Genomic DNA, 18485 nt, shown 5'->3' with positions numbered 1-18485 from the left:
TGTAGTCAATGGTAGATCGCGCGTTCCGTCTTCAGGGTTTACTCAATTTACGCCAACTCCAAGAGGATCAGGCGGCGGGCCGTCTCGCCTCGGCTCACGCGGACTTAAACCACGCGGATCAGCAGCTGTCCTCGGCCCGTGCCCGGCTCGGTTCTATGCAGACTACCGGGGCCACAAACCTGGCTGTAGCTGCGGCGATGCGTAACGCGGCAATGATGCAGATTCAGGAGGGTATTGCTCGAAAAGAGTACGCGCAAGCGGTGGTGGATCAACGTCAAGATGAATGGCAGGGGGCTCGTCGCCTCACTGCAACCTTAGAAAAACTTGAAAATCGTCATGCGGAAGAAGTTATTGCCGATGATTTGCATAAGGAACAGGTTGTTCTTGATGAGCTTGCGTCTCACATGGGCAACACTGGCAGTGCCACGGAGGGCAAAACCGGTGCGGAACCGCGTGTTCGCACGATAAGGGAAACGCTCCCGAGTGAGTCTGTGACAGGCTCAACCGGTCAGCAAAGCCCCGCTTTTGCCAAGGGAGGTCAATTGTGAGCCTGGCTAGTGTCCAGTCAAGAATCAGTGCGATTCAAGACATGATTAATGCGTTGAATAACAACGGCCGTCCACCGGTCTCGGTGACCGAGAGTGGGGCGGCAAAATCAACGTCTAAAAATTCCGAGACTACGGGAGATTTCAGCACCAAGTTGGCCAGCCAAATTTCTGCGGCCAATAAGGCCACTCCCACCCGAACTTCCGGGAAAGGGCAGATCCAAGGAGCTCCCGGGACCGCTGAGGCTTTCGTGGAAAAGGTTCGGTCCTACATCGGGGTGCCCTACGTGTGGGGCGGTACCGACCCCGCCAAAGGGCTGGATTGTTCCGGATTGGTCCAAACTGCCGCCCGGGAAGTCGGCGTGACTTTGCCGCGCGTCACTTACGATCAGCAGCACTCCGGCGTGGAAGTCGACGGCATTGAGAATGCGAAGCCCGGCGACCTGCTGATTCTGCGCAATTCTGGACACGTGGCAGTGTATGTCGGCAACGGCAAGGCGATTCACGCGCCGCGCCCCGGCAAGACCGTAACGGAAGCCAACGTTTCTGACTTGGGTCCGATTGTGACCATTCGCCGCGTGATGCCCTCTGCGGGAGACGCTCCGGGGGCGCCCGTTTCGACTGTAAACGCGCCGACGGCTCCGGATACCGCCAAGGCCGCTTCCCGCGTCACCCCGTCCGTGGAAGATTCCGATAAATCCGCAGCCCCGACCGGGGTCACTGCGAACGCGGCTTTCCGAGACAACGGCAGCGCGGTGGCGCCTTCGCCGGATGCCGTGGCGGCGGGTTTGGTGAGCTTGCTGGGAGCCTTGGGCAATGCGGCTTTGGCCCAAAATAACGCGGCTTCCGGTCCGGCTAACCGCGGTGCGGCGAATCCGGGCAATCCGTCCGCAGACCTGGCTGCCGCGCTGGTGGGAGCCCTGTCAGGAACGGGAGCGGGCACTGCCGGGGCGAATCCGCTGGCTGCCTTGATGGGAACCGCTAACTCGAATAATTCTTACAGCTCGACCCTACTCAGCCAGTTCTTGGGCGGCTCCTCACTGTACGGCTCTAATGCGGCCGGCGGCTTGGGGGCTTTGGCCGGGAACCGCGGCACGATGGGAGCCAACGCGAGCTTGAGCAATACCGCGTCGTCCTTGAGTGCGTTGGGCGCCCTACGTTCATCTTTGGGGGTGTGACATGATCGATATTAAGAACACGAACGCGGCCGCGATTGCCGCCCAAATGGCTTCGCAGGGTGCGAAAACAGCCGACACCACCGCTTTTGAGTCCCTCATGAGTGCGTTGGCGACCGAAGCTCGCACTCCCGATGAAGGGGTGGCACGCCGTGGGGAAAACCACCCCGGCTCGGCTCGTGATTCCCGCCCTGCTCCGGCAAAGCCTTCCCGTGTCGGGGCGACTGAACCGGGAGCGTCGGTTCGTCCGTCCCGTACGCGTCATGACAACCCTGGTCAACCTGGCAATGTCCGGGCCGACAAGACCGAGCGTCCCGAACGCCCGGAACGCCCGGGGCGTCCCGAAAAAGTTGCGGCGAAGGACTCGACCACACCAAAGGACCGCGCTGATAAAGCGAAACCGGCAGATGAGCCGGCTCAGGACACCACGAAATCGGCCGATACTGAACAGACTGCGGAAACCACCCCCGCTGGGGACACCGCCGCGAATACCGCGGTTGCGCAGCAAACCGGGACGGATGTGGCCGCAGAGATTGTGGAAACGCTGACGGAAACCGCTGAAACGACCTCGGAAGTGGTCCCGGAGGAGTCTGCCGTCCCCCTCACCCTCGAGGGAACCACGGCACAGACCCCAGCGCCAGCTCTAGAAACGGAAACGGCGACGCCTGAAACTGAGGAACCGGCTTTGACCCAGCCCGAGGCCGCCCCGGACACTCCGGAGCCCTCCGCTACCGTGGTCCAGACGCCGCAGACAGAAAAACCGATAGACGGGGCAGACATCGCCGCCCAGCTGAAATCCGGTAAAGCCCCGTCACTGATTCCGGCAAAACCTGAGGTCGCAGCCCCGGTGGTGCCTGAAGCAATCGAGCAGCCAGCAATAATGTCCGAAGCCTTGGCGGCGGCCGGGCAAGCAGCTGGGAACAGCGCGAATGCCTCCGCGGCGGGAGCGTCCAATGCAGGTAGCTCCGCGGTGAGCGCTGTGTCCGGCACCTCGGCTCAGACGACCCCCGTGGCATCCGCCGCGCCGGCCGCTGCTCCGGCTGTGTCCACCCCGAACCCGGTGGCCCAAGCCGCCCCGACTTACGCCCCGAACTTGAGCCAGCAGCTCTTTGACCAGATGCAGCACCAGCTGTCACGGTTGAAAGTGTTGGGTCAGGGTCAGCATCAGCTGAAGTTAGCCATCAACCCCGAGACCTTCGGCCCGGTGCGGGTGGCGGCGAACTTCCACGCTGACGGCACCGTGCATCTGCAGCTGTTGGGAGCTTCGGAGGCGGCGCGCGACCAGCTGCGCCAAGTGCTCAGCGACTTGCGCCGTGACCTGGCTTCCACCGGGTTGCAGGCGGATTTGGATGTGGCGGAAAACGCTCAAGAGTTTGCCCAGTTCACGGGCGCTGGAACCGGTTCTTCCGAGAGGGAAACCGGTCAGGCTGGCCAGGCAGGCGCAGCCAGTACGGATGGATCCGAAACTGAACCAGAAGACGTTGTTTCCAGGCCGAAGGTGGGTGACGTCCTGAAGGACGGCACCGATGGTTCGGTGGATATGTTCGCGTGATTGTGAGGAGAATACTATGCCAGTTGATGCAGTAAGCGCCGGCGCCAATCCGATTGTGGATAATTACACAATCGGGGCAAACGCCAAGGCAAAAGAGGAAGCGAAAACCCTCGCCACCACCAAGGAAATGAGCGATGCCGAAAAGCAGGCCCTGTTCCTTAAGAAAATGAACGAGGGACAAAAGACCGATAAGGCTGCTCAAACGAAGGAAAACCCCGGCAAGCTGGGCAAGGACGACTTCATGAAGTTGCTGTTGGCGACGTTGAAGTACCAGGACCCGACCGAGCCGATGGATACCGCGAAGCTGCTGGAACAGACCTCGACCATGACGAACATGGAACAGATGATTCAGATGACCGAGGCCTCCAAGAAGTCTTTTGAGGCTCAGCAGCGCGCCCAGGGTACGACCATGGTCGGCAAGACGGCCGTGTATGACGCCGTTGATGCTGATGGCAACGCCGTGACGACCGCGGGCAAGATTGAAGCCGTGGAGTTCCTGGCTGACGGCAAAGTCTTGGCCCACATCGGCAACCAAAAGGTCGACATGAGCGACATCCTCGGTATCGCCGACCCGACTGATGACACGCCTTTGGATAAGGCCATCAAGGACGCCGTGCAGGAGGGCAAAAAGACAGGCGCGGCCACCGAACCCAAGAACACGCCGGCGGCTTCGGGAACCGCCACTGGAACCACCCCGAACCAGCCGGGAGCCACTCCCGCCCCGGCTACACAGACCACTAATCAAGGAAACAACACTCCAGCCCCCGCGGCTTCATAGAGCAAAGGAAAGAGAAAATGTTACGTTCACTATTTACCGGCATCTCGGGCTTGAGTGTCCACCAGACCATGCTCGATGTCACTTCCAACAACATCGCTAACGTCAATACCACCGGGTTTAAGAGCGCGTCGACTCGTTTCGAGGACACGTTCAGCCAGCTGGTGCGTTCCGGGGCGGCGCCTCGACTAAACGAGCGCGGCGGTATGAACCCCGCGCAGGTCGGTTTGGGTGTGAAGCTCCAGTCCATCACCCAAAACTTCACCGGCGGCGCGGCCCAGATGACGGGCCGTAACCTGGACACCATGATTAATGGTGACGGGTTCTATGTCCTGCGCAAAACCAACGGTTCCAGCGTGTACACCCGTAACGGCTCCTTTGGTTTGGATGCCCAAGGTCAGGTCGTCGCGGCAGACGGCTCGTTCGTGCAGGGCTGGATGGGCGACAAGGACGGAACCATTAACGCTTCGGGTACTCCCGGCAATATCACCCTGCCGCTAACTCAGACGGTAGAGGGCAGACCGACTACCAAGGTCATTTATGGCGGTAACATTCCCGCTGACCAAATTTATATGGATCCGACCGGCTCCAAGACTTCGCCGGATAACGCGTTCCAGCGTTCCCAAATCGTGCATGCTTACGATGATAAGGGCAACCCGCACGATGTCTTGCTGACTTTCGCGCGTACTGATTTTGCCGATCCCGGTACCGAACCGAAGTGGGAGCTGCGCGCTTATGACGCGAAAGCATACGCAGAGTTAGACGAAAAACAGCGTGAAAAAGCCACAACTGATGGTGGGGCACGTATCAAGCTGGAAGTTACGGCTGGCGGCAAGGTCAAAACCGGCGCATCCACGGTTAAGACTGATGCCAATGACGGAGTGCTGCTATTCCAGTTTGGAACGAACGGTACTCTGGATCAAGAGTCTCAGAAAGCCTTAAAGAGCATTAAATTCAAGCTCGATCAGGTCAATGTCGATACGACCAAATCGCCTAAAGTGACCACAATTCCGACTCCAAATGTCACGAAAGAAAAGGTTAATCTGGACCTGTCCGCGATGACCGGCTTCGGCGGGGTTAATAACTTCGGTCAAAAGCAGGTCGATGGCAATATGGCGGGCTACATGACGGGTTACTCGGTCGAGGCTGACGGCACGATTCGTGGCACGTTCTCGAACGGGGATAACCGGCCGTTGGCGCGTATCGCTGTGGCCAGCTTTGCTAACCCGCTGGGCTTGGAAAAGGCGGGCAGCTCTTACTTCGTGGAATCCGGTAACTCCGGGCAGCCCCAGATTGGCGAAGCCGGCACCGGCCAGCGTGGCGCCATGACGGGCGGCGCCATCGAAATGTCGAACGTAGACCTGGCTGCCGAGTTCACGAACCTGATTCTGTCCCAGCGCGGCTTCCAGGCAAACAGCCGCGTCATCACCACGTCGGATGAAATCCTGCAGGAACTGGTGAATATGAAGCGCTAAACCAGGGGTAAACCGGGACTGAACTCAGGGTGAAAAAACCCGAGAAATTCCTTGGAAAATCCCTAAAAGCCTTTCAATTTCAGAAAAAACACCGAAGTTAAGGAAAACCGCGCAGAGGAGGAACCATGATTGCGTTGACACGCTTGGGCGGGTCGGACTTTGTCCTAAACCCTGACCTGATTGAGCGCGTCGAGTCCACGCCTGACACGATTATTGTCATGGTGGACGCAACTCGCTACGTGGTTTCCCAAACCGTGACCGAAGTCATCGAACTGATTCGTGAGGACCGCGCCCGCCTGCTGGCTCGCGTTGAGGAAATCATCCAAGACGATTCCCGGACTTCGACGCCTGCGGCGAGGCTTACCGTGGTGAACATTGAGAAAGATTCGGAGGACTAAGTATGGATCCCGCATCAATCGTTGGCATCGTTGGCGCGCTCTCGGCAGTAGTAGCCATGCTGTATATGGAGGGTGCCGAGATTACAAACATCCTGTTGCCCCCGCCTATGACCCTGGTCTTTGGGGGGACGCTTCTGGCGACCATGGCGTCGTTCACCATGAGAGACTTCCTCTATGCTTTTGGCCAGGTTCCGAAAGCATTCACAGCTAAGGTCCCCGATGCTACCGACGCGATTGACACCATCGTGTCGCTGTCTGAAAAAGCCCGCCGCGAAGGCCTGTTGGCTTTGGAAGACGCCGCGAAAGGCATTGAGGACTCGTTTATGCGTGAAGGTTTGATGGCTGCCATCGATGGCATGGATCCCGAAGATTTGCGCTCCATGCTGACGGATAGAATTGAGGCTCGCAAGCAGTCAGACAAGACCGCTTATGCCTGGTTCCACGTCGCTGGCGGTTATGCCCCGACCATTGGCGTTATCGGTACCGTGATTTCCCTGGTGCACGTGCTGACGCAACTGTCCGAGCCCGAGACTTTGGGACCGCTGATTGCTTCGGCTTTCGTGGCTACCCTGTGGGGTCTGCTCAGCGCGAACATGATTTGGCTGCCGATTTCCTCCCGTATGGAGAGAATCTCCAATCTGGAGTTGGCTCGGATGGAAATCGTCATGGAAGGGCTCATCAGTCTGCAGTCCGGGGCGAACCCGCGTCAGGTTGGCGAACGTCTGCGCTCGTTGATTCCGCCGAACCAACTAAAGGCCGAAAAAGCGGCCTAGCCCTGACCCGTCGTTAGGAAACGACTTTTCCGCAAACACCGAGAGGAGGAACTTGTATGGCAAAGCGTAAGCATGAATGTCCGGCACCTGACAACACCGAGCGTTGGGCAGTATCCTATCTGGACATGATTACCGTCATGATGTGCCTGTTCCTGGTGCTGTACGCGATTTCTCAGGTTGATCAGGGCAAATTGGCCAAGCTGCGCACGTCCCTGGCGGCCGGTTTCAACGCCACCATTCAGATTGCCAATCCGCTCCAAACCGATGGGGGACTGGGGATTTTGGCCGGTTCCACCTCGGCGGTGCAGCTGGGCAGTCTGATGGGTAACCTGAACCAAAATCCTCAATCTCAGCCCGAACGTATGCAGGCTATGCGGGAAGCCAGTCACTTGAACTCCATCAAGAAACAGGTTGAAGAACAATTGAAAGCGGCTGGCAAGGAAGGCGCCCTGGCGATGCGCATCACCGACAAGGGCCTGGTGTTGGGCATGGTTGCCAACGACACCTACTTTAAGACTGGAGAGGCAACGATTCAGCCCACCGCTCGTGAGGTACTCGGTGCGGTGACCCCGGTTTTGGCATCCCTAGAAGAAAGCATTGCCATCGAAGGTTATGCCGATCCGCAACCAATCGCTAACGCGAGATTCCCCTCTAACTACCACCTGGCTTCAGCTCGTGCCATTGAGGTGCTGATTGCGCTAAAGGACGGTGGAGTGCCGGGGGCGAAACTGCGAACGATTTCATATGGAGCCGATCATCAGACTGAGGCTACGGACGGTCAGGATGCTTGGGCTTTCAACAGGCGTGTGGATATTGTCATTATGTCAACCGCAAAAGATTCCGTCCGCGCCTTACTGCCCGATGCGGCGAAACAGCTCGCGGGTGGGACAAATGCCAACATCGCCCCGCCGCCTCCCAATATTGGCCCGTCCCTAGCACCCCCGCCGCCGGAAGGCACCGCGGGTGAGCCAGGCGCTACGGGCAATGAGGACTAGGCTGGGCGGGTTTCATCGAACGATGACATCGAAAAAGCTAGATTTTCGGGGTCAAGCCGCCCCGAGAGCAGGACTTTACAGGTAACGTAGGAAAAGGATAATACGAATCGTCCCGGTGCAGGTCAATTGCAAAGTCTCTGACGCGGTCCGATTCTAAACACAGACCGGAACCGGCCATGCTGGTCCGGACCTAAGGGAGGAAATATGCCAGTCGGTGTTGGAGCGAAACCAGCGGGAGGCACCGCCGCAAAACCGGTCCCGGCAGCCGCTAAACCGGCTATGCCCCCAACCGCGCCTCCGGCGGGAGCGGAACCGGGCAAGAAGGGCGGCGCGAAAAAGATTCTGCTCGTCGTCCTGATTGTAGTGATTCTGGCCGTATTAGCGGTGGGTGTGTTCCTGGCGCTGAAGCTGCTCGGTGTCATCGGGGGAGGAGACGGTGAAAAGGAATCCCCGAAACCCGTAGAGACCACTAAGGCTCTGGTGATGGGCAAGCAGTCGGTGTCGACTGGGGAGCCGCTGAGTATCAACCTCGATGATGGATTCATGTCGTTTGCGGCCACGATTTACTTTGACGAAGAAATCAAGCCAGAGGGCGAGGGCAGCTCGGACATCGATCCGTCCCCCGCTCGCGACGCGGCTTTACGGCTGTTCAAAGGCATGAAGAAAGAGGATTTGGACAAGCCCGGCGCGATGCAGGAGCTGCAAAAGAAATATACCGCCGAGCTGAACAAGAGCCCGATTCCGCCTTATAACGGACACGTGGTGACTGTCCAGTTCACCACTTTTGCCTACCAGTAAAGCTCAAACTTGCTGGCGGGGACCACCCGAGACTGAAGGCAATTCTTTCTAACAACGCAGGAAAACCCCAAACTCTAACGGTTTACCTGGATAAAATGGAAAACGATGGCAAAGACAAGTACCGTTCAGACTGACGTAGATGCGAGAGTTTACGACTTTAGTAAACCGATGAAGCTCCCGCGTGAGTACGCGCGCATTATGGAGATGGCTCTGGAAGCCTTTACCCGGCACTGGGTCAACCAGCTGGTAGGACGCCTGCATGTGGTGATAACCGGTGAAGTCGGGGATTTGTCCATGCGGTCTTATGACGATTACATTAAGACCCTGCCGACCCAGACTCTGATGGTGATTATTGATTTCCAAGGGGGGCGCAACAAGGGAGTTTTGCAATTCCCTCGCCAAACCGCTCTGGCTTGGGTCGATCACTTGCTGGGTGGAACCGGAGATGTGGAATCGACTCCTGACCGAGAACTGACCGAGGTCGAGGTTTCGGTCCTGATTGACTTCCTCAAGCGGGTGCTTTCTGACCTCGATGTGGCTTTCCAATCGATGCTGCCGCTGGGTAGCCAATTCCGCACCATCGAGTATGCTCCTCAGTTTGTGCAGGTCGTGGACGGTTCCACTCCGGTGCTGTTTGCCCCGATTACACTGACCGCCGGGGAACACCAGGACGACTGCTCCATCATGATGCCGGTGTCGATGATTACGGACGCGATTCATCAGGGCGATGTCCATGACACTCGTACCGAACAGCAAAAAGCGGAAGCCGCCGCGGTGCGTCAGCTCCTGGTGGATTCTATCGAAGACGTGCCGGTTGAGGTGGCGGTGCGTTTCACTCCCCGGAAGGTCAATCCGCGTGAACTCGATGGCCTGGCTATCGGCGATACCTTACCTTTAATTCACCCGACCTCTCGTCCATTGGATATGGTGGTTGGGGATTTGATTTTGGCAGAAACGGCTGCAGGAACTTCCGGGTCGCGTTTAGCGGCGATGGTGGTTTCGGTTAACAAAGGAGAAAAGAAATGAGCGTGACCCCGAATCAGGTTCTGGATGCTGCCCAGGCGGTCATACCACTACTACCCTCGACCACTGAGCTTACCGCATCCTCATGGGAGCCCGGCGACCCGATGCCGGGTGCTGATTCTCCCGCAGTGGTCACGACTCTATCCGCCGAAGAATCTCTGCAGGTGTGCTTGGTCGCCTCCTCGATTATTGCGGAAGCCTTGGAGGGCGCGGAGGGGATGACCCAGACCCAGGCGTTGTTGCCGGCTTTGGAAGCGGCTACTTCTGCCCTGGGGACCGGGGTCATGGAAAACACCACCGAGGGAACCGTAGACGACCTGCTGGACAGCGAAGACTGGATTAAGGCCACCTTGGAGGCTGACGGCACGGTGCAGGGCTGGTTAGCGGTGCGTCCCGCGCCGGTCCAGGAAACCGCCGCCGAGGACAAAGCCCAGGAGACTCCCGAAGGTCCGGTCACTCAGGCCACTGCCACTCCCGAGCAGCGCGCCGAGTCTATGAAACTGCTCTATGACGTCGAGATGACTTTGACGGCGGAAATCGGGCGCACCAAGTTGGCGGTGCATGACGTGCTGGATTTGTCCCCCGGCTCCGTTATCGAGTTGGATCGTTCCGCCGGTTCAGCCGCTGACGTCATGGTGAATGGCCGCCTCATTGCTCGCGGTGAGATTGTCGTGGTTGACGAAGAATACGGTATTCGTATTACGGAGATTGTGTCTCTGGCCGATCAACAGAATCAGAGCCAGTCCTAGTGAATGGATCAGTCGAAAAGGGGTGAGCGGTGAGCTTACTGGGCGTCTTACAGACCGGTGTGGCGTGGACAACGCTCGGTTACGTTCACCTCAATAACCTTGCCGCGGCTCTGAGCGCTTCCGAAACCTCAGACCCGGCCAGCCCCAGCCCGACCGGCAACACGAAGCTGGTCGGCTCCACTCCAGCTTCCCCTCCGACTACACCCGCAAAGGGTACCCCGCCGAGTTCCCCTGCCTCCGATACGCTCACCCCGGACGTGCCGTTGACCGGCCAGCCCGCCGAGAACCCCATGATGATATTCCTGCGCTTCATCGTGGGAATCGTGGTGGTGTTCCTGCTGATGTGGCTGCTGTGGCGTTGGTTCAAGCGCACTAACCTCGGTGATTACGAGGGTCCGGGCTTGCGTTTGGTGTCTCGACTGCAGCTGTCTCGGGTTTCCCAAGTCGCCCTCATCGAGATTGGCGGGCGAATGTTCCTGGTGGGCGCGGGGGATTCCTCCGTCACTCCCATCGCCGAGATTTATGACACGGAGGAAATGTCCGCGGAACTGAGCGCTGCCGCCGAGGCTTTTCAGGAGCGGGCTAATCAGCCGGTGTCCCGGCCTTTTGGGGAGCTGTTGGCTCGCGCCACGAAACGTGCCGAGCGGGGCTCGCGCCCCTCGCCGCAGTCGGCGAGCCCGAAGCCTACCGAGACTCGTTCCGTCACGCCAAGCCGTACTGCCGTGCAGGCCAGGCCCGCAACGCCAGCCGCCCCTGCCGCGGCCAAAGCCAAGCCGAAGTCGCAGGTTACTGAGGAACAGATGGATGCTCTAGCCTCTCAGATTGCCGCCGAATTCGGGGCCAAGGGACCACAGAAACCTGCCGCGGACGGTCAGCTCGTCCCCACGAAAACAGCGCCTACGAAACCCACGGCGAGCGACAAAAAGCCGGCAGACAAAACTTTTCCTGCCGCCGCATCCCAGACTTCGGCGGTGAGTCCGCATGAGTGACATGTTGCTGACCCAACACGCCGCTTCGGTGGCGGAGTTTCAAGCCTATGCACGGGAGCGCCAGGCGCGCCAAGCGCGGCGCCAAGCTGCCTTCCGTCAGGTCGTGCGCGACCAGTACCGCACCAGCGCCGCTCACTGGGAACGCCTGGGTGTCACGTTCACCTTGCCCCCCGATTTCGGCGCGGACACCATCGGTTCCGGGCGAACCGCTGTCGATGCCACCAGCCTGGAACGGGAAAAACGCGAACGCGCCCGCGGCTCTCGCTTCGGATTCGGCTTGAAACATCGGGAGCTGAGCCCGGAGCAGCGCGTGGCTCGTCTGCGCCTGCAGCTGGCTTGGTTCCTGGCTGTCGTGGCAGTTTTTGCCATCAATTTTTCCATGCCCCACGCTTCAGCCGACCCTGCGGTCGCCCCGGCCGCGTCAACCGTGAGCCAGTCGGCAGCCCCCGCGCTCAGTCAACCAGGACAATCCGCCCTTGTGAGCTCTGCAAATGTAATCCAACCTGGGCAACCCGACCCGTTAACGGATCCGGGAGACATCATCGGCCCTGATGACCCGAACGCCCCGGTCAATCCAGAAAAACCCGGCATTCAACTGAACGTCAACGGCTGGGATAAAGCGCCCTCCACCGCCGTCCTGGTGTTCCTGCTGATTACCGTGCTTTCAGTGGCGCCGTCACTGCTGTTGATGATGACGTCCTTCACCAAGATTTTCATCGTCTTGGCGATGGCGCGCAATGCGATGGGGCTGAATCAGATTCCTCCGACCCAGGTCATCTCCGGTTTGGCGATATTCCTATCCCTGTTCATCATGAGCCCCACCATCACGTCTATCTGGCAAGACGCTGTGCAGCCTTATATGGACGGCAAGATTCAAGTGCAGGATATGCTGAAACTCTCGGAAAAGCCGGTGCGCGAGTTCATGGGACCGCTGACCCGCGAGGAGGACATCGCCCTGATGACCCGCGCCGCGGACCGCCCTAATCCGCCCAGCCTGGAGGAAACCCCCTTCACCACCCTGGTGCCGGCGTTCATGATTTCCGAAGTCCGTTCCGCCTTCATCATCGGGTTCGTGGTGTTCATCCCCTTCCTGGTCATTGACCTGGTCGTGGGCGCCGCCCTGATGAGTATGGGTATGATGATGCTTCCTCCAGTGATGGTTTCTATGCCTTTCAAGGTTTTGCTATTTGTCATGGTTGACGGTTGGGGCTTGTTGACCAAGACCTTGATAGGAACGTACCGATGAACTCCTCCGCAGTTTTGGACCTCGCGTTGACCGCCATGTTGATGGGGGCCAAGCTGGCGGCACCCATTTTGATTACCTCCCTGGTCGTGGGCTTTCTCATTTCGCTGTTCCAGTCCATCACCCAAATCCAGGAAGTCACGCTGACTTTCGTCCCCAAGACCGTTGCGGTGGGGATTGCCCTGTATATTTCGGGCTACTGGATGCTGCAAACCCTGGTCACCACCACCCAAGACATGATGGCGCGGATTCCAGCCCTGCTGAATTCTTAAGGCGAGGTGGGGCAATGACCATCAATCTCGCTCTCTTTACCGCTTTTGCCCTGGCCACCGTGCGCGCTACCGTTTTCCTGGCGCTGTGCCCGCCTTTTAATAGCCGTGCCATCTCTGGCCGAGTAAAAGCACTGTTGGGGGCCGCTTTGGGGTTCGCTTGCATGAGCCGGGTCGGGCCGATAGAGCAATCGGACGTATTCCTATTTGAGCTGCTGATTCAAGCCCTCATCGGCTTTTCTATGGCGGTCATGGTGCGCATCATCATCGCGGCACTCCAGATGGCCGGTTCGCTCATTGACTTTGAAGGCGGCTTTACGATGGCCCAGGCCTTCGACCCGCTGACCATGACGAACCAGGCGACTTTCGGGCGGGTCTACGAACTGACGGCCATGGCCATGCTTTTTGCTACCAACGGCTACCAGCTGCTGATAATGGGACTGGCGCGCTCTTTTAACGCCATGCCGGTCGGCGCGGTCTTTGACATGGCCAACTACGCCGACCGTCTGGTGTTTCGTTTCGGTGAACTGATGGTGGCCTCCATAGAGATTGCCGGGCCGCTGCTGCTGGTGCTGTTCCTCACCGACATGGGTCTGGGTCTGTTGACCAAGGTTGCGCCGGCCATGAACGCCTTTACCTTGGGCTTCCCGCTGAAGATTATGATGACCGCATTCACCGCCCCCCTGATTATGGTGGTCATTCCTCAGGTCGTTGAGAAACTGATGGATAAGGTCATGGTGAGTTTCCAGGGGGTGTTCATGTGAGCGATTCCGGCGAAAAGACTGAAAAGGCCACCCCGCGGCATCTGAAAAAAGTTCGTGAGGAAGGTGGCCTGCAAAAGTCCCAGGATCTGACCGGGTGGATTTCCTTGGCCGCCGGGGCAGCCTTGCTTCCGTTCATGATGGACACGGCGTTCCAAAAGGCTCGTCATCAGACCTTGACGGCGGTGACCCTCAAAGAGGTTCCCTCTAAGCAAGAAATCGTGGGTTTCTTGGCCTCCTCGTTGGGTACGATTGTGTGGACTCTGCTGCCGTTCATGCTGGCCATTTTGCTGGTCGCCGTGATGGTGAACATTATCCAAGGTAAAGGCGTGTTCCCTTCCGCCAAACACTTGAAGCCCAAACTGCAAAACCTGAATATTGTCAAGGGCTTTAAGAAAGTGGTCGGCATCCAGCCCTTGTGGAACGGTTTGAAGGCCCTGCTTAAGACCATCGCCGTGGGCATCGTGTTGTACGTAGTCATTTCCGGGGTCACCGAGATAATGGGAGCGGCCGGACATATCTCGTTGTGGGATTTGATTGCCTACGGTCAGGGCAAGATGTGGCTGCTCATCTGGGCTTCGGTTATCGCCGGCATCGCGGTCTCCGTGCTGGACGCTCTGTTTATCTTTAAAAAGAACCAGAAACAGACCAAGATGTCCAAGCAGGAAATCAAGGAAGAATACAAACAGGACGAAGGCGACCCGTTGATTAAGTCCCAGCGCCGCTCTCGTGCCATCGCCATGAGTCGCAACCGGATGATTGCTGACGCCGCTAACGCTGACGTAGTGGTGGTAAACCCGACCCACTACGCTGTTGCGCTCAAGTACGAAGCGGGTCAGGGCGCCCCGAAAGTCCTGGCGAAAGGGGTGGACCATATTGCTTCGCGGATTCGTGAAGTCGCCCAGGATTCAAAGATTCCCCAGGTAGAGGACGTTTCGCTGGCGCGGACTCTGTATTCCACGGTCGAGGTCGGGGCGGCGATTCCCGAGGAGCTGTATACCGCGGTCGCCCAGGTTCTGGCATTCGTGTTGATTCTGAAAAAGCGCGGGACTCGCGGCGGGGTTCACAAGATGCCCTCTTACCTCTTTGAGAAGGAATCCTGACGAACCAGTTTTGCCCCTAAAAAGTTGGAAAAACTAATGTAAACGACCCTTTTGCCGATGGGGCAACGGTAAGATAAGTGAGGAATGGAGTCCATGGCCGTGAGGAGACCGGCACGTGAAGGGCAAATTTGATGCCACATTGATACCGAAGCTGATAGTCCCCATGGGGGTTGTCGGCATCGTCATGTTGCTTGTTTTCCCGCTGCAGCCGTGGATGATGGACGTCCTGCTCACCATGTCCATCATGCTGTCCATGATTTCCTTGCTCACGACCATGTTCGTTTCCAAGCCGTTAAACTTTTCGGTGTTTCCGACCCTGGTTTTGGTGCTGACACTGTTCCGGCTGAGTTTGAACATCGCTTCGACCCGGTTGATTTTGACGCCCGGCTCCGGGGGTGGTTCCGCGAAAGCCGGCAAAGTCATCGAGGCATTCGGGACTTTCGTGGTGGGCGGCAACTTTGTGGTCGGCATGGTGGTATTCGTCATCCTGGTCATCATCAACTTCGTCGTCATTACCAACGGCGCGGGGCGTGTGGCGGAAGTCGGGGCGCGTTTCACCTTGGATGCTATGCCCGGTAAACAGATGGCTATCGATGCCGACCTGAACTCCGGTCTCATCGATGAAGAAACCGCTCGTGCCCGGCGTGCCGAGATTGCTTCCGAGGCCGACTTTTACGGCGCTATGGACGGTGGTTCCAAGTTCGTCAAGGGCGATGCTATCGCTGGTATCGTCATCACCATCGTCAACCTCATCGCCGGCTTCATCATCGGCATGGTCGTTGAAGGCATGTCGGTTGGCGACTCCATCGCGACATACTCCCAGCTGACGGTCGGCGATGGTCTGGTTTCCCAGATTCCGTCCCTGCTGATGAGCTTGGCTACCGGCGTTATCGTCACCCGTTCCAAGGACTCTCCCGAAGGTGGTATCGGCGGGGACTTCTCTCGCCAGCTGACCCAGTCCTTCGCCGCGCTGTTTATCGCGGGGCTGGCCTGCGTCTTTATGGGGATCATTCCGGCCATGCCGAAGGCCCCGTTCTTTGTCATCGGCGCCCTGCTGCTGTATGCCGGGTGGCGCTCCATGGCGAAACTCAAGCAAGTCGAGGCTGAGGAAGAGGTCGTGGTCGAGGAGGACGACTCCAAGCCCGCGGGCGAAACCCCCGAACAGCTCATCGAACAGATGAGAGTCCCCGCCCTCGAAATCCTCCTTGCTCCTGACCTCATCGACCTAGTGGGAGCGAACACCGACACCGACCTGCTGGCGCGAGTGCGCGGCCTGCGCCGCAAAGTGGCTCTCGAATCGGGCTTCGTCCTGCCGCCGGTGCGCACCCGCGATTCTGTAGACCTGCCCGTGTCCACCTACGTCATCCGCATGTCCGGCGTGGAAGTCGGCCGCGGCATCGCCCCGCCCGGAAAGGTTCTGGCCTTGGGCGATATCCTGGACGACCTGCCTGGTGAAATCACCAACGAACCCGTATTCGGCTTGACCGGCAAATGGATTCCCGTGGAGTTACGCTACAACGCCGAGCTGGGTGGAGCGACCGTAGTAGATCGTGTTTCTGTGCTGATTACCCACCTGGGGGCGCTGGTCAGCGAGAACGCGGCGCGGCTCCTGTCTCGTGAAGACGTGCGTATCCTGGTCGACGGGGTGCGCCAGACGAACCCGAGCGCCGTGGAGGAACTCATCCCCGCGATGCTGTCCCTGGGTGAAGTCCAAGTTGTGCTGCAAGGCTTGCTGGAAGAACAGGTCCCCATCTTGGACCTGCCCCGGATTTTTGAGGCACTGTCCGTGAAAGGCAAGCAGACCACCGAACCTGAGCAGCTCATCGAGGCGGCTCGAGCGGAGTTGGGTCCCTCGATTGTGGCAAAGTACGTGATGGAAGGGGTACTGCGGGTCATTACCTTGGATCCGATTTTTGAACAGTCCCTGCTGGAGAGCGTACGTCCCGGCGATGAAGGCTCCCAACTGGCTCTGGACCCGGATCGGATGGAGACTTTCCTGAACCAGACTCGCGAAGTGACCGAGCAGGCGGAGCAGACCGGATTTTCTGTTGTTTTAGTTTGTGCGCCTGTCTTACGCCCAGCGCTGCGAAAACTTGTTAACCTTGGTATAGCGCGTTTGCCGGTGCTGTCGTATACCGAAGTGTCGGGCGCGAAAGTAATGATCGAGACGATGGGAACGATAAGTGGCAGCCACGCGATATCTGGTTGAAGGCGATCGCCTTGACGTCCTCATCGGCCAAGTAAAACGGATGGGCCGACGGGTCACCGTGCTCAAAGCCGAAAAAGTCCGCAAGGGCGGCCTGGCCGGGATGTTCGCCAAGGAACACTATGAAGTCCTGGTGGAAGTCGAGGGGGTCGGCGAACCGCCCCAGAGCTTCCGCAACGCTACCGGCACTGCGGCTGCCGCTGCGGCGAGCGCCAAACCCAAGCCCACCCACAAGACTCTTTCGGAACAGGCTGACGAAGCCGGCTTAGGAAAGAAAAAGCAGGCTCCCCCGGATGCTGGTGAATCCGCCGATTCTGCCGCGACCGGTAAAGGCAATGTGCGAGACGATGGCGGCACCGCTTCACCCACCAAGAAAGATCCCGATTTGGAACACCTGCTTGACGAAGCGCGTTCCCAGCTCAGCTCCAATACCGAAGCCGCTCAAGCCCAGCTCGAAGCCCAGATGGCTCAGATGGGAATCGGGGATGCCGCTTCCCTCATCAACGAAACTCAGCCTGAACCGAGTGCCGCTCCCAAGGCTAGTGAAACCGCCGGTTTAGCCGGCTCGATGGGGGCCATGGCCCGGCCTGCCGGCGGGGCTTTTGATGCGCGCCTGCAGGGTGCGGCGGCGCCGGGTGCGAGTGCCGGGCGTATCGTTACCTCCGCTCCGCGCGTTGCTTCCGGTCCGAAATTGCCGGCCGCGGCTCTGAGCGAACTGGGATTCCCGGCGGAGTTGTTTGCTGGGGTGCCGGGAGGCGAAAACCTGGCTGAGGCCGTCGCCAGCGGTACCGTGGACACCAGCGAGATGGCGCTGGATGATGTGCTGGGGGCTTTACCCGAGCCGGTGCCACTGCTGGAAAAGCCTGGTTCCACGATTGTAGTGGTCGGTTCCTCGCCGATATCCCTGTCGATTGTGGAAACCGCGCAGCGTTTGGCGGGTCGGCTGGGCGAGGACGCCTATTGCGTGCTGGGCGGGCCGAAAACCACCCTTCCCGGTGAGGCTTTGCGGGCTCGTTCCGGGGAAGAATTGAAGTCCCTGATGGAGGCCCATCCGGGGCAGACTTGCGTGTTAGCTTTGGCGGATTCGCTCATCGAAGCCCACCGGCGCACCATGGCGAAACTCATCTCGGTTATCTATGTAGATCAAACCTGGGCGGTAGTCGACGCACGTAGCCCCGCGGACAAAATCGAGAGTTGGATCCGCGGCCTGCCGGACGCGATACGTCCCGATGCCCTGGCAGTTCAGCGCATTTGGGAATCCGACCATCCCGGCGCTCTGTTCGAAGTGGGCATTCCCATCGGCATGTTGGACGGGGTTCCCGCGCGCGGCGAAGCCTGGAAGATGCTACTGGAAGACATTTTCGCCGGCGCCCACTGATTTTTCCGCCTAAAATCCGGGTCCCGCTGTCTCAATTTGGCATCGCTGCCGATGATTCCCTCCCGCTAGGTGAACGGGAGTTTCCGTCGTTTCTGGATTGGAAAGCATCGCGATAATCCCATCCCGTTTGCCAGACTGCGGTCTTGCCTTGTTTGGCAGTGCCAAACTCTCAACCCCTGACACAATCCCGGTAAATCCCGGGCGTTAATCCTATTAATTCGGCTCGGTGTGCCATATATGGCACACCGAAGCGAATTAATAGGATTAACGCCCGGGTT

Annotated in this window: 18 protein-coding genes; all 18 read left to right on the top strand. The window is 58.7% G+C overall.

Annotated features, from left to right (window positions below; genetic code table 11):
- Positions 1-8 precede the first annotated feature (8 nt).
- The 18 genes from AC5LBQ_RS02225 to AC5LBQ_RS02140 all read left to right on the top strand — a co-directional run bounded on the left by AC5LBQ_RS02225 (position 9) and on the right by AC5LBQ_RS02140 (position 18207).
- Positions 9-548, top strand: a complete 540-nt coding sequence (locus AC5LBQ_RS02225; RefSeq protein WP_491680695.1) for a flagellar export protein FliJ — start codon at positions 9-11, stop codon at positions 546-548.
- A complete protein-coding gene (locus AC5LBQ_RS02220) occupies positions 545-1723 on the top strand; it encodes a C40 family peptidase (RefSeq protein ID WP_295027931.1) in 1179 nt (392 codons plus the stop codon). The genes AC5LBQ_RS02225 and AC5LBQ_RS02220 overlap by 4 nt, the downstream gene beginning before the upstream one ends.
- Position 1724: 1 nt before the next feature.
- Positions 1725-3272, top strand: coding sequence for a flagellar hook-length control protein FliK (locus tag AC5LBQ_RS02215; RefSeq protein WP_493264502.1), 1548 nt, complete (start codon positions 1725-1727; stop codon positions 3270-3272).
- A 16-nt stretch (positions 3273-3288) separates the two neighbouring features.
- Positions 3289-4050 carry a flagellar hook assembly protein FlgD gene (locus AC5LBQ_RS02210; protein ID WP_295027927.1) on the top strand — a complete coding sequence of 254 codons (762 nt, stop codon included), beginning with the start codon at positions 3289-3291 and terminating at the stop codon, positions 4048-4050.
- Between the two features lie 17 nt (positions 4051-4067).
- Positions 4068-5522, top strand: a complete 1455-nt coding sequence (locus AC5LBQ_RS02205; RefSeq protein ID WP_491680680.1) for a flagellar hook protein FlgE — start codon at positions 4068-4070, stop codon at positions 5520-5522.
- A gap of 125 nt (positions 5523-5647) precedes the next feature.
- Positions 5648-5920, top strand: coding sequence for a flagellar FlbD family protein (locus AC5LBQ_RS02200; protein ID WP_297589031.1), 273 nt, complete (start codon positions 5648-5650; stop codon positions 5918-5920).
- 2 nt (positions 5921-5922) lie between these two features.
- On the top strand, positions 5923-6693 hold the full coding sequence (locus AC5LBQ_RS02195; RefSeq protein ID WP_493264501.1) for a motility protein A: 771 nt from the start codon (positions 5923-5925) through the stop codon (positions 6691-6693).
- 56 nt (positions 6694-6749) lie between these two features.
- Positions 6750-7688 carry a flagellar motor protein MotB gene (locus AC5LBQ_RS02190; RefSeq protein ID WP_493264500.1) on the top strand — a complete coding sequence of 313 codons (939 nt, stop codon included), beginning with the start codon at positions 6750-6752 and terminating at the stop codon, positions 7686-7688.
- A 204-nt stretch (positions 7689-7892) separates the two neighbouring features.
- Entirely contained in the window at positions 7893-8486 is a 594-nt protein-coding gene (locus tag AC5LBQ_RS02185) for a flagellar basal body-associated FliL family protein (RefSeq protein ID WP_493264499.1), read from the top strand.
- Between the two features lie 105 nt (positions 8487-8591).
- Complete coding sequence (locus tag AC5LBQ_RS02180) at positions 8592-9512, top strand: flagellar motor switch protein FliM (protein WP_295027919.1); 921 nt, start codon at positions 8592-8594, stop codon at positions 9510-9512.
- Positions 9509-10258: a flagellar motor switch protein FliN gene (gene fliN / locus AC5LBQ_RS02175; RefSeq protein WP_295027917.1), complete on the top strand. Its 750-nt coding sequence runs from the start codon at positions 9509-9511 to the stop codon at positions 10256-10258. The genes AC5LBQ_RS02180 and fliN overlap by 4 nt, the downstream gene beginning before the upstream one ends.
- Before the next feature lie 29 nt (positions 10259-10287).
- Positions 10288-11247, top strand: a complete 960-nt coding sequence (locus AC5LBQ_RS02170) for a flagellar biosynthetic protein FliO (RefSeq protein ID WP_493264498.1) — start codon at positions 10288-10290, stop codon at positions 11245-11247.
- On the top strand, positions 11240-12493 hold the full coding sequence (gene fliP / locus AC5LBQ_RS02165) for a flagellar type III secretion system pore protein FliP (RefSeq protein WP_493264497.1): 1254 nt from the start codon (positions 11240-11242) through the stop codon (positions 12491-12493). The genes AC5LBQ_RS02170 and fliP overlap by 8 nt, the downstream gene beginning before the upstream one ends.
- On the top strand, positions 12490-12762 hold the full coding sequence (locus AC5LBQ_RS02160; protein WP_295027914.1) for a flagellar biosynthetic protein FliQ: 273 nt from the start codon (positions 12490-12492) through the stop codon (positions 12760-12762). The genes fliP and AC5LBQ_RS02160 overlap by 4 nt, the downstream gene beginning before the upstream one ends.
- 14 nt (positions 12763-12776) lie before the next feature.
- Positions 12777-13523: a flagellar biosynthetic protein FliR gene (locus tag AC5LBQ_RS02155; protein ID WP_493264496.1), complete on the top strand. Its 747-nt coding sequence runs from the start codon at positions 12777-12779 to the stop codon at positions 13521-13523.
- Entirely contained in the window at positions 13520-14623 is a 1104-nt protein-coding gene (locus AC5LBQ_RS02150; protein WP_295027910.1) for an EscU/YscU/HrcU family type III secretion system export apparatus switch protein, read from the top strand. Before AC5LBQ_RS02155 ends, AC5LBQ_RS02150 begins: the two co-directional genes overlap by 4 nt.
- A gap of 115 nt (positions 14624-14738) precedes the next feature.
- Positions 14739-16832, top strand: a complete 2094-nt coding sequence (locus tag AC5LBQ_RS02145; protein ID WP_493264495.1) for a flagellar biosynthesis protein FlhA — start codon at positions 14739-14741, stop codon at positions 16830-16832.
- Positions 16807-18207 carry a hypothetical protein gene (locus AC5LBQ_RS02140; protein ID WP_493264494.1) on the top strand — a complete coding sequence of 467 codons (1401 nt, stop codon included), beginning with the start codon at positions 16807-16809 and terminating at the stop codon, positions 18205-18207. Before AC5LBQ_RS02145 ends, AC5LBQ_RS02140 begins: the two co-directional genes overlap by 26 nt.
- Positions 18208-18485 lie beyond the last annotated feature (278 nt).

This window comes from Mobiluncus sp. (genome assembly GCF_985070215.1).
Note: the sequence above shows the minus strand (reverse complement) of the source record. Positions and strands in the feature narration are given on the sequence as shown.

Excerpts from the sequence above, each read along its gene's own strand:
- AC5LBQ_RS02225 (WP_491680695.1), top strand. The coding sequence starts at position 9 with ATGGTAGATCGCGCGTTCCGTCTTCAGGGTTTACTCAATTTACGCCAA.
- AC5LBQ_RS02215 (WP_493264502.1), top strand. The coding sequence starts at position 1,725 with ATGATCGATATTAAGAACACGAACGCGGCCGCGATTGCCGCCCAAATG.
- AC5LBQ_RS02210 (WP_295027927.1), top strand. The coding sequence starts at position 3,289 with ATGCCAGTTGATGCAGTAAGCGCCGGCGCCAATCCGATTGTGGATAAT.
- AC5LBQ_RS02205 (WP_491680680.1), top strand. The coding sequence starts at position 4,068 with ATGTTACGTTCACTATTTACCGGCATCTCGGGCTTGAGTGTCCACCAG.
- AC5LBQ_RS02200 (WP_297589031.1), top strand. The coding sequence starts at position 5,648 with ATGATTGCGTTGACACGCTTGGGCGGGTCGGACTTTGTCCTAAACCCT.
- AC5LBQ_RS02195 (WP_493264501.1), top strand. The coding sequence starts at position 5,923 with ATGGATCCCGCATCAATCGTTGGCATCGTTGGCGCGCTCTCGGCAGTA.
- AC5LBQ_RS02190 (WP_493264500.1), top strand. The coding sequence starts at position 6,750 with ATGGCAAAGCGTAAGCATGAATGTCCGGCACCTGACAACACCGAGCGT.
- AC5LBQ_RS02185 (WP_493264499.1), top strand. The coding sequence starts at position 7,893 with ATGCCAGTCGGTGTTGGAGCGAAACCAGCGGGAGGCACCGCCGCAAAA.
- AC5LBQ_RS02180 (WP_295027919.1), top strand. The coding sequence starts at position 8,592 with ATGGCAAAGACAAGTACCGTTCAGACTGACGTAGATGCGAGAGTTTAC.
- fliN (WP_295027917.1), top strand. The coding sequence starts at position 9,509 with ATGAGCGTGACCCCGAATCAGGTTCTGGATGCTGCCCAGGCGGTCATA.
- fliP (WP_493264497.1), top strand. The coding sequence starts at position 11,240 with ATGAGTGACATGTTGCTGACCCAACACGCCGCTTCGGTGGCGGAGTTT.
- AC5LBQ_RS02160 (WP_295027914.1), top strand. The coding sequence starts at position 12,490 with ATGAACTCCTCCGCAGTTTTGGACCTCGCGTTGACCGCCATGTTGATG.
- AC5LBQ_RS02155 (WP_493264496.1), top strand. The coding sequence starts at position 12,777 with ATGACCATCAATCTCGCTCTCTTTACCGCTTTTGCCCTGGCCACCGTG.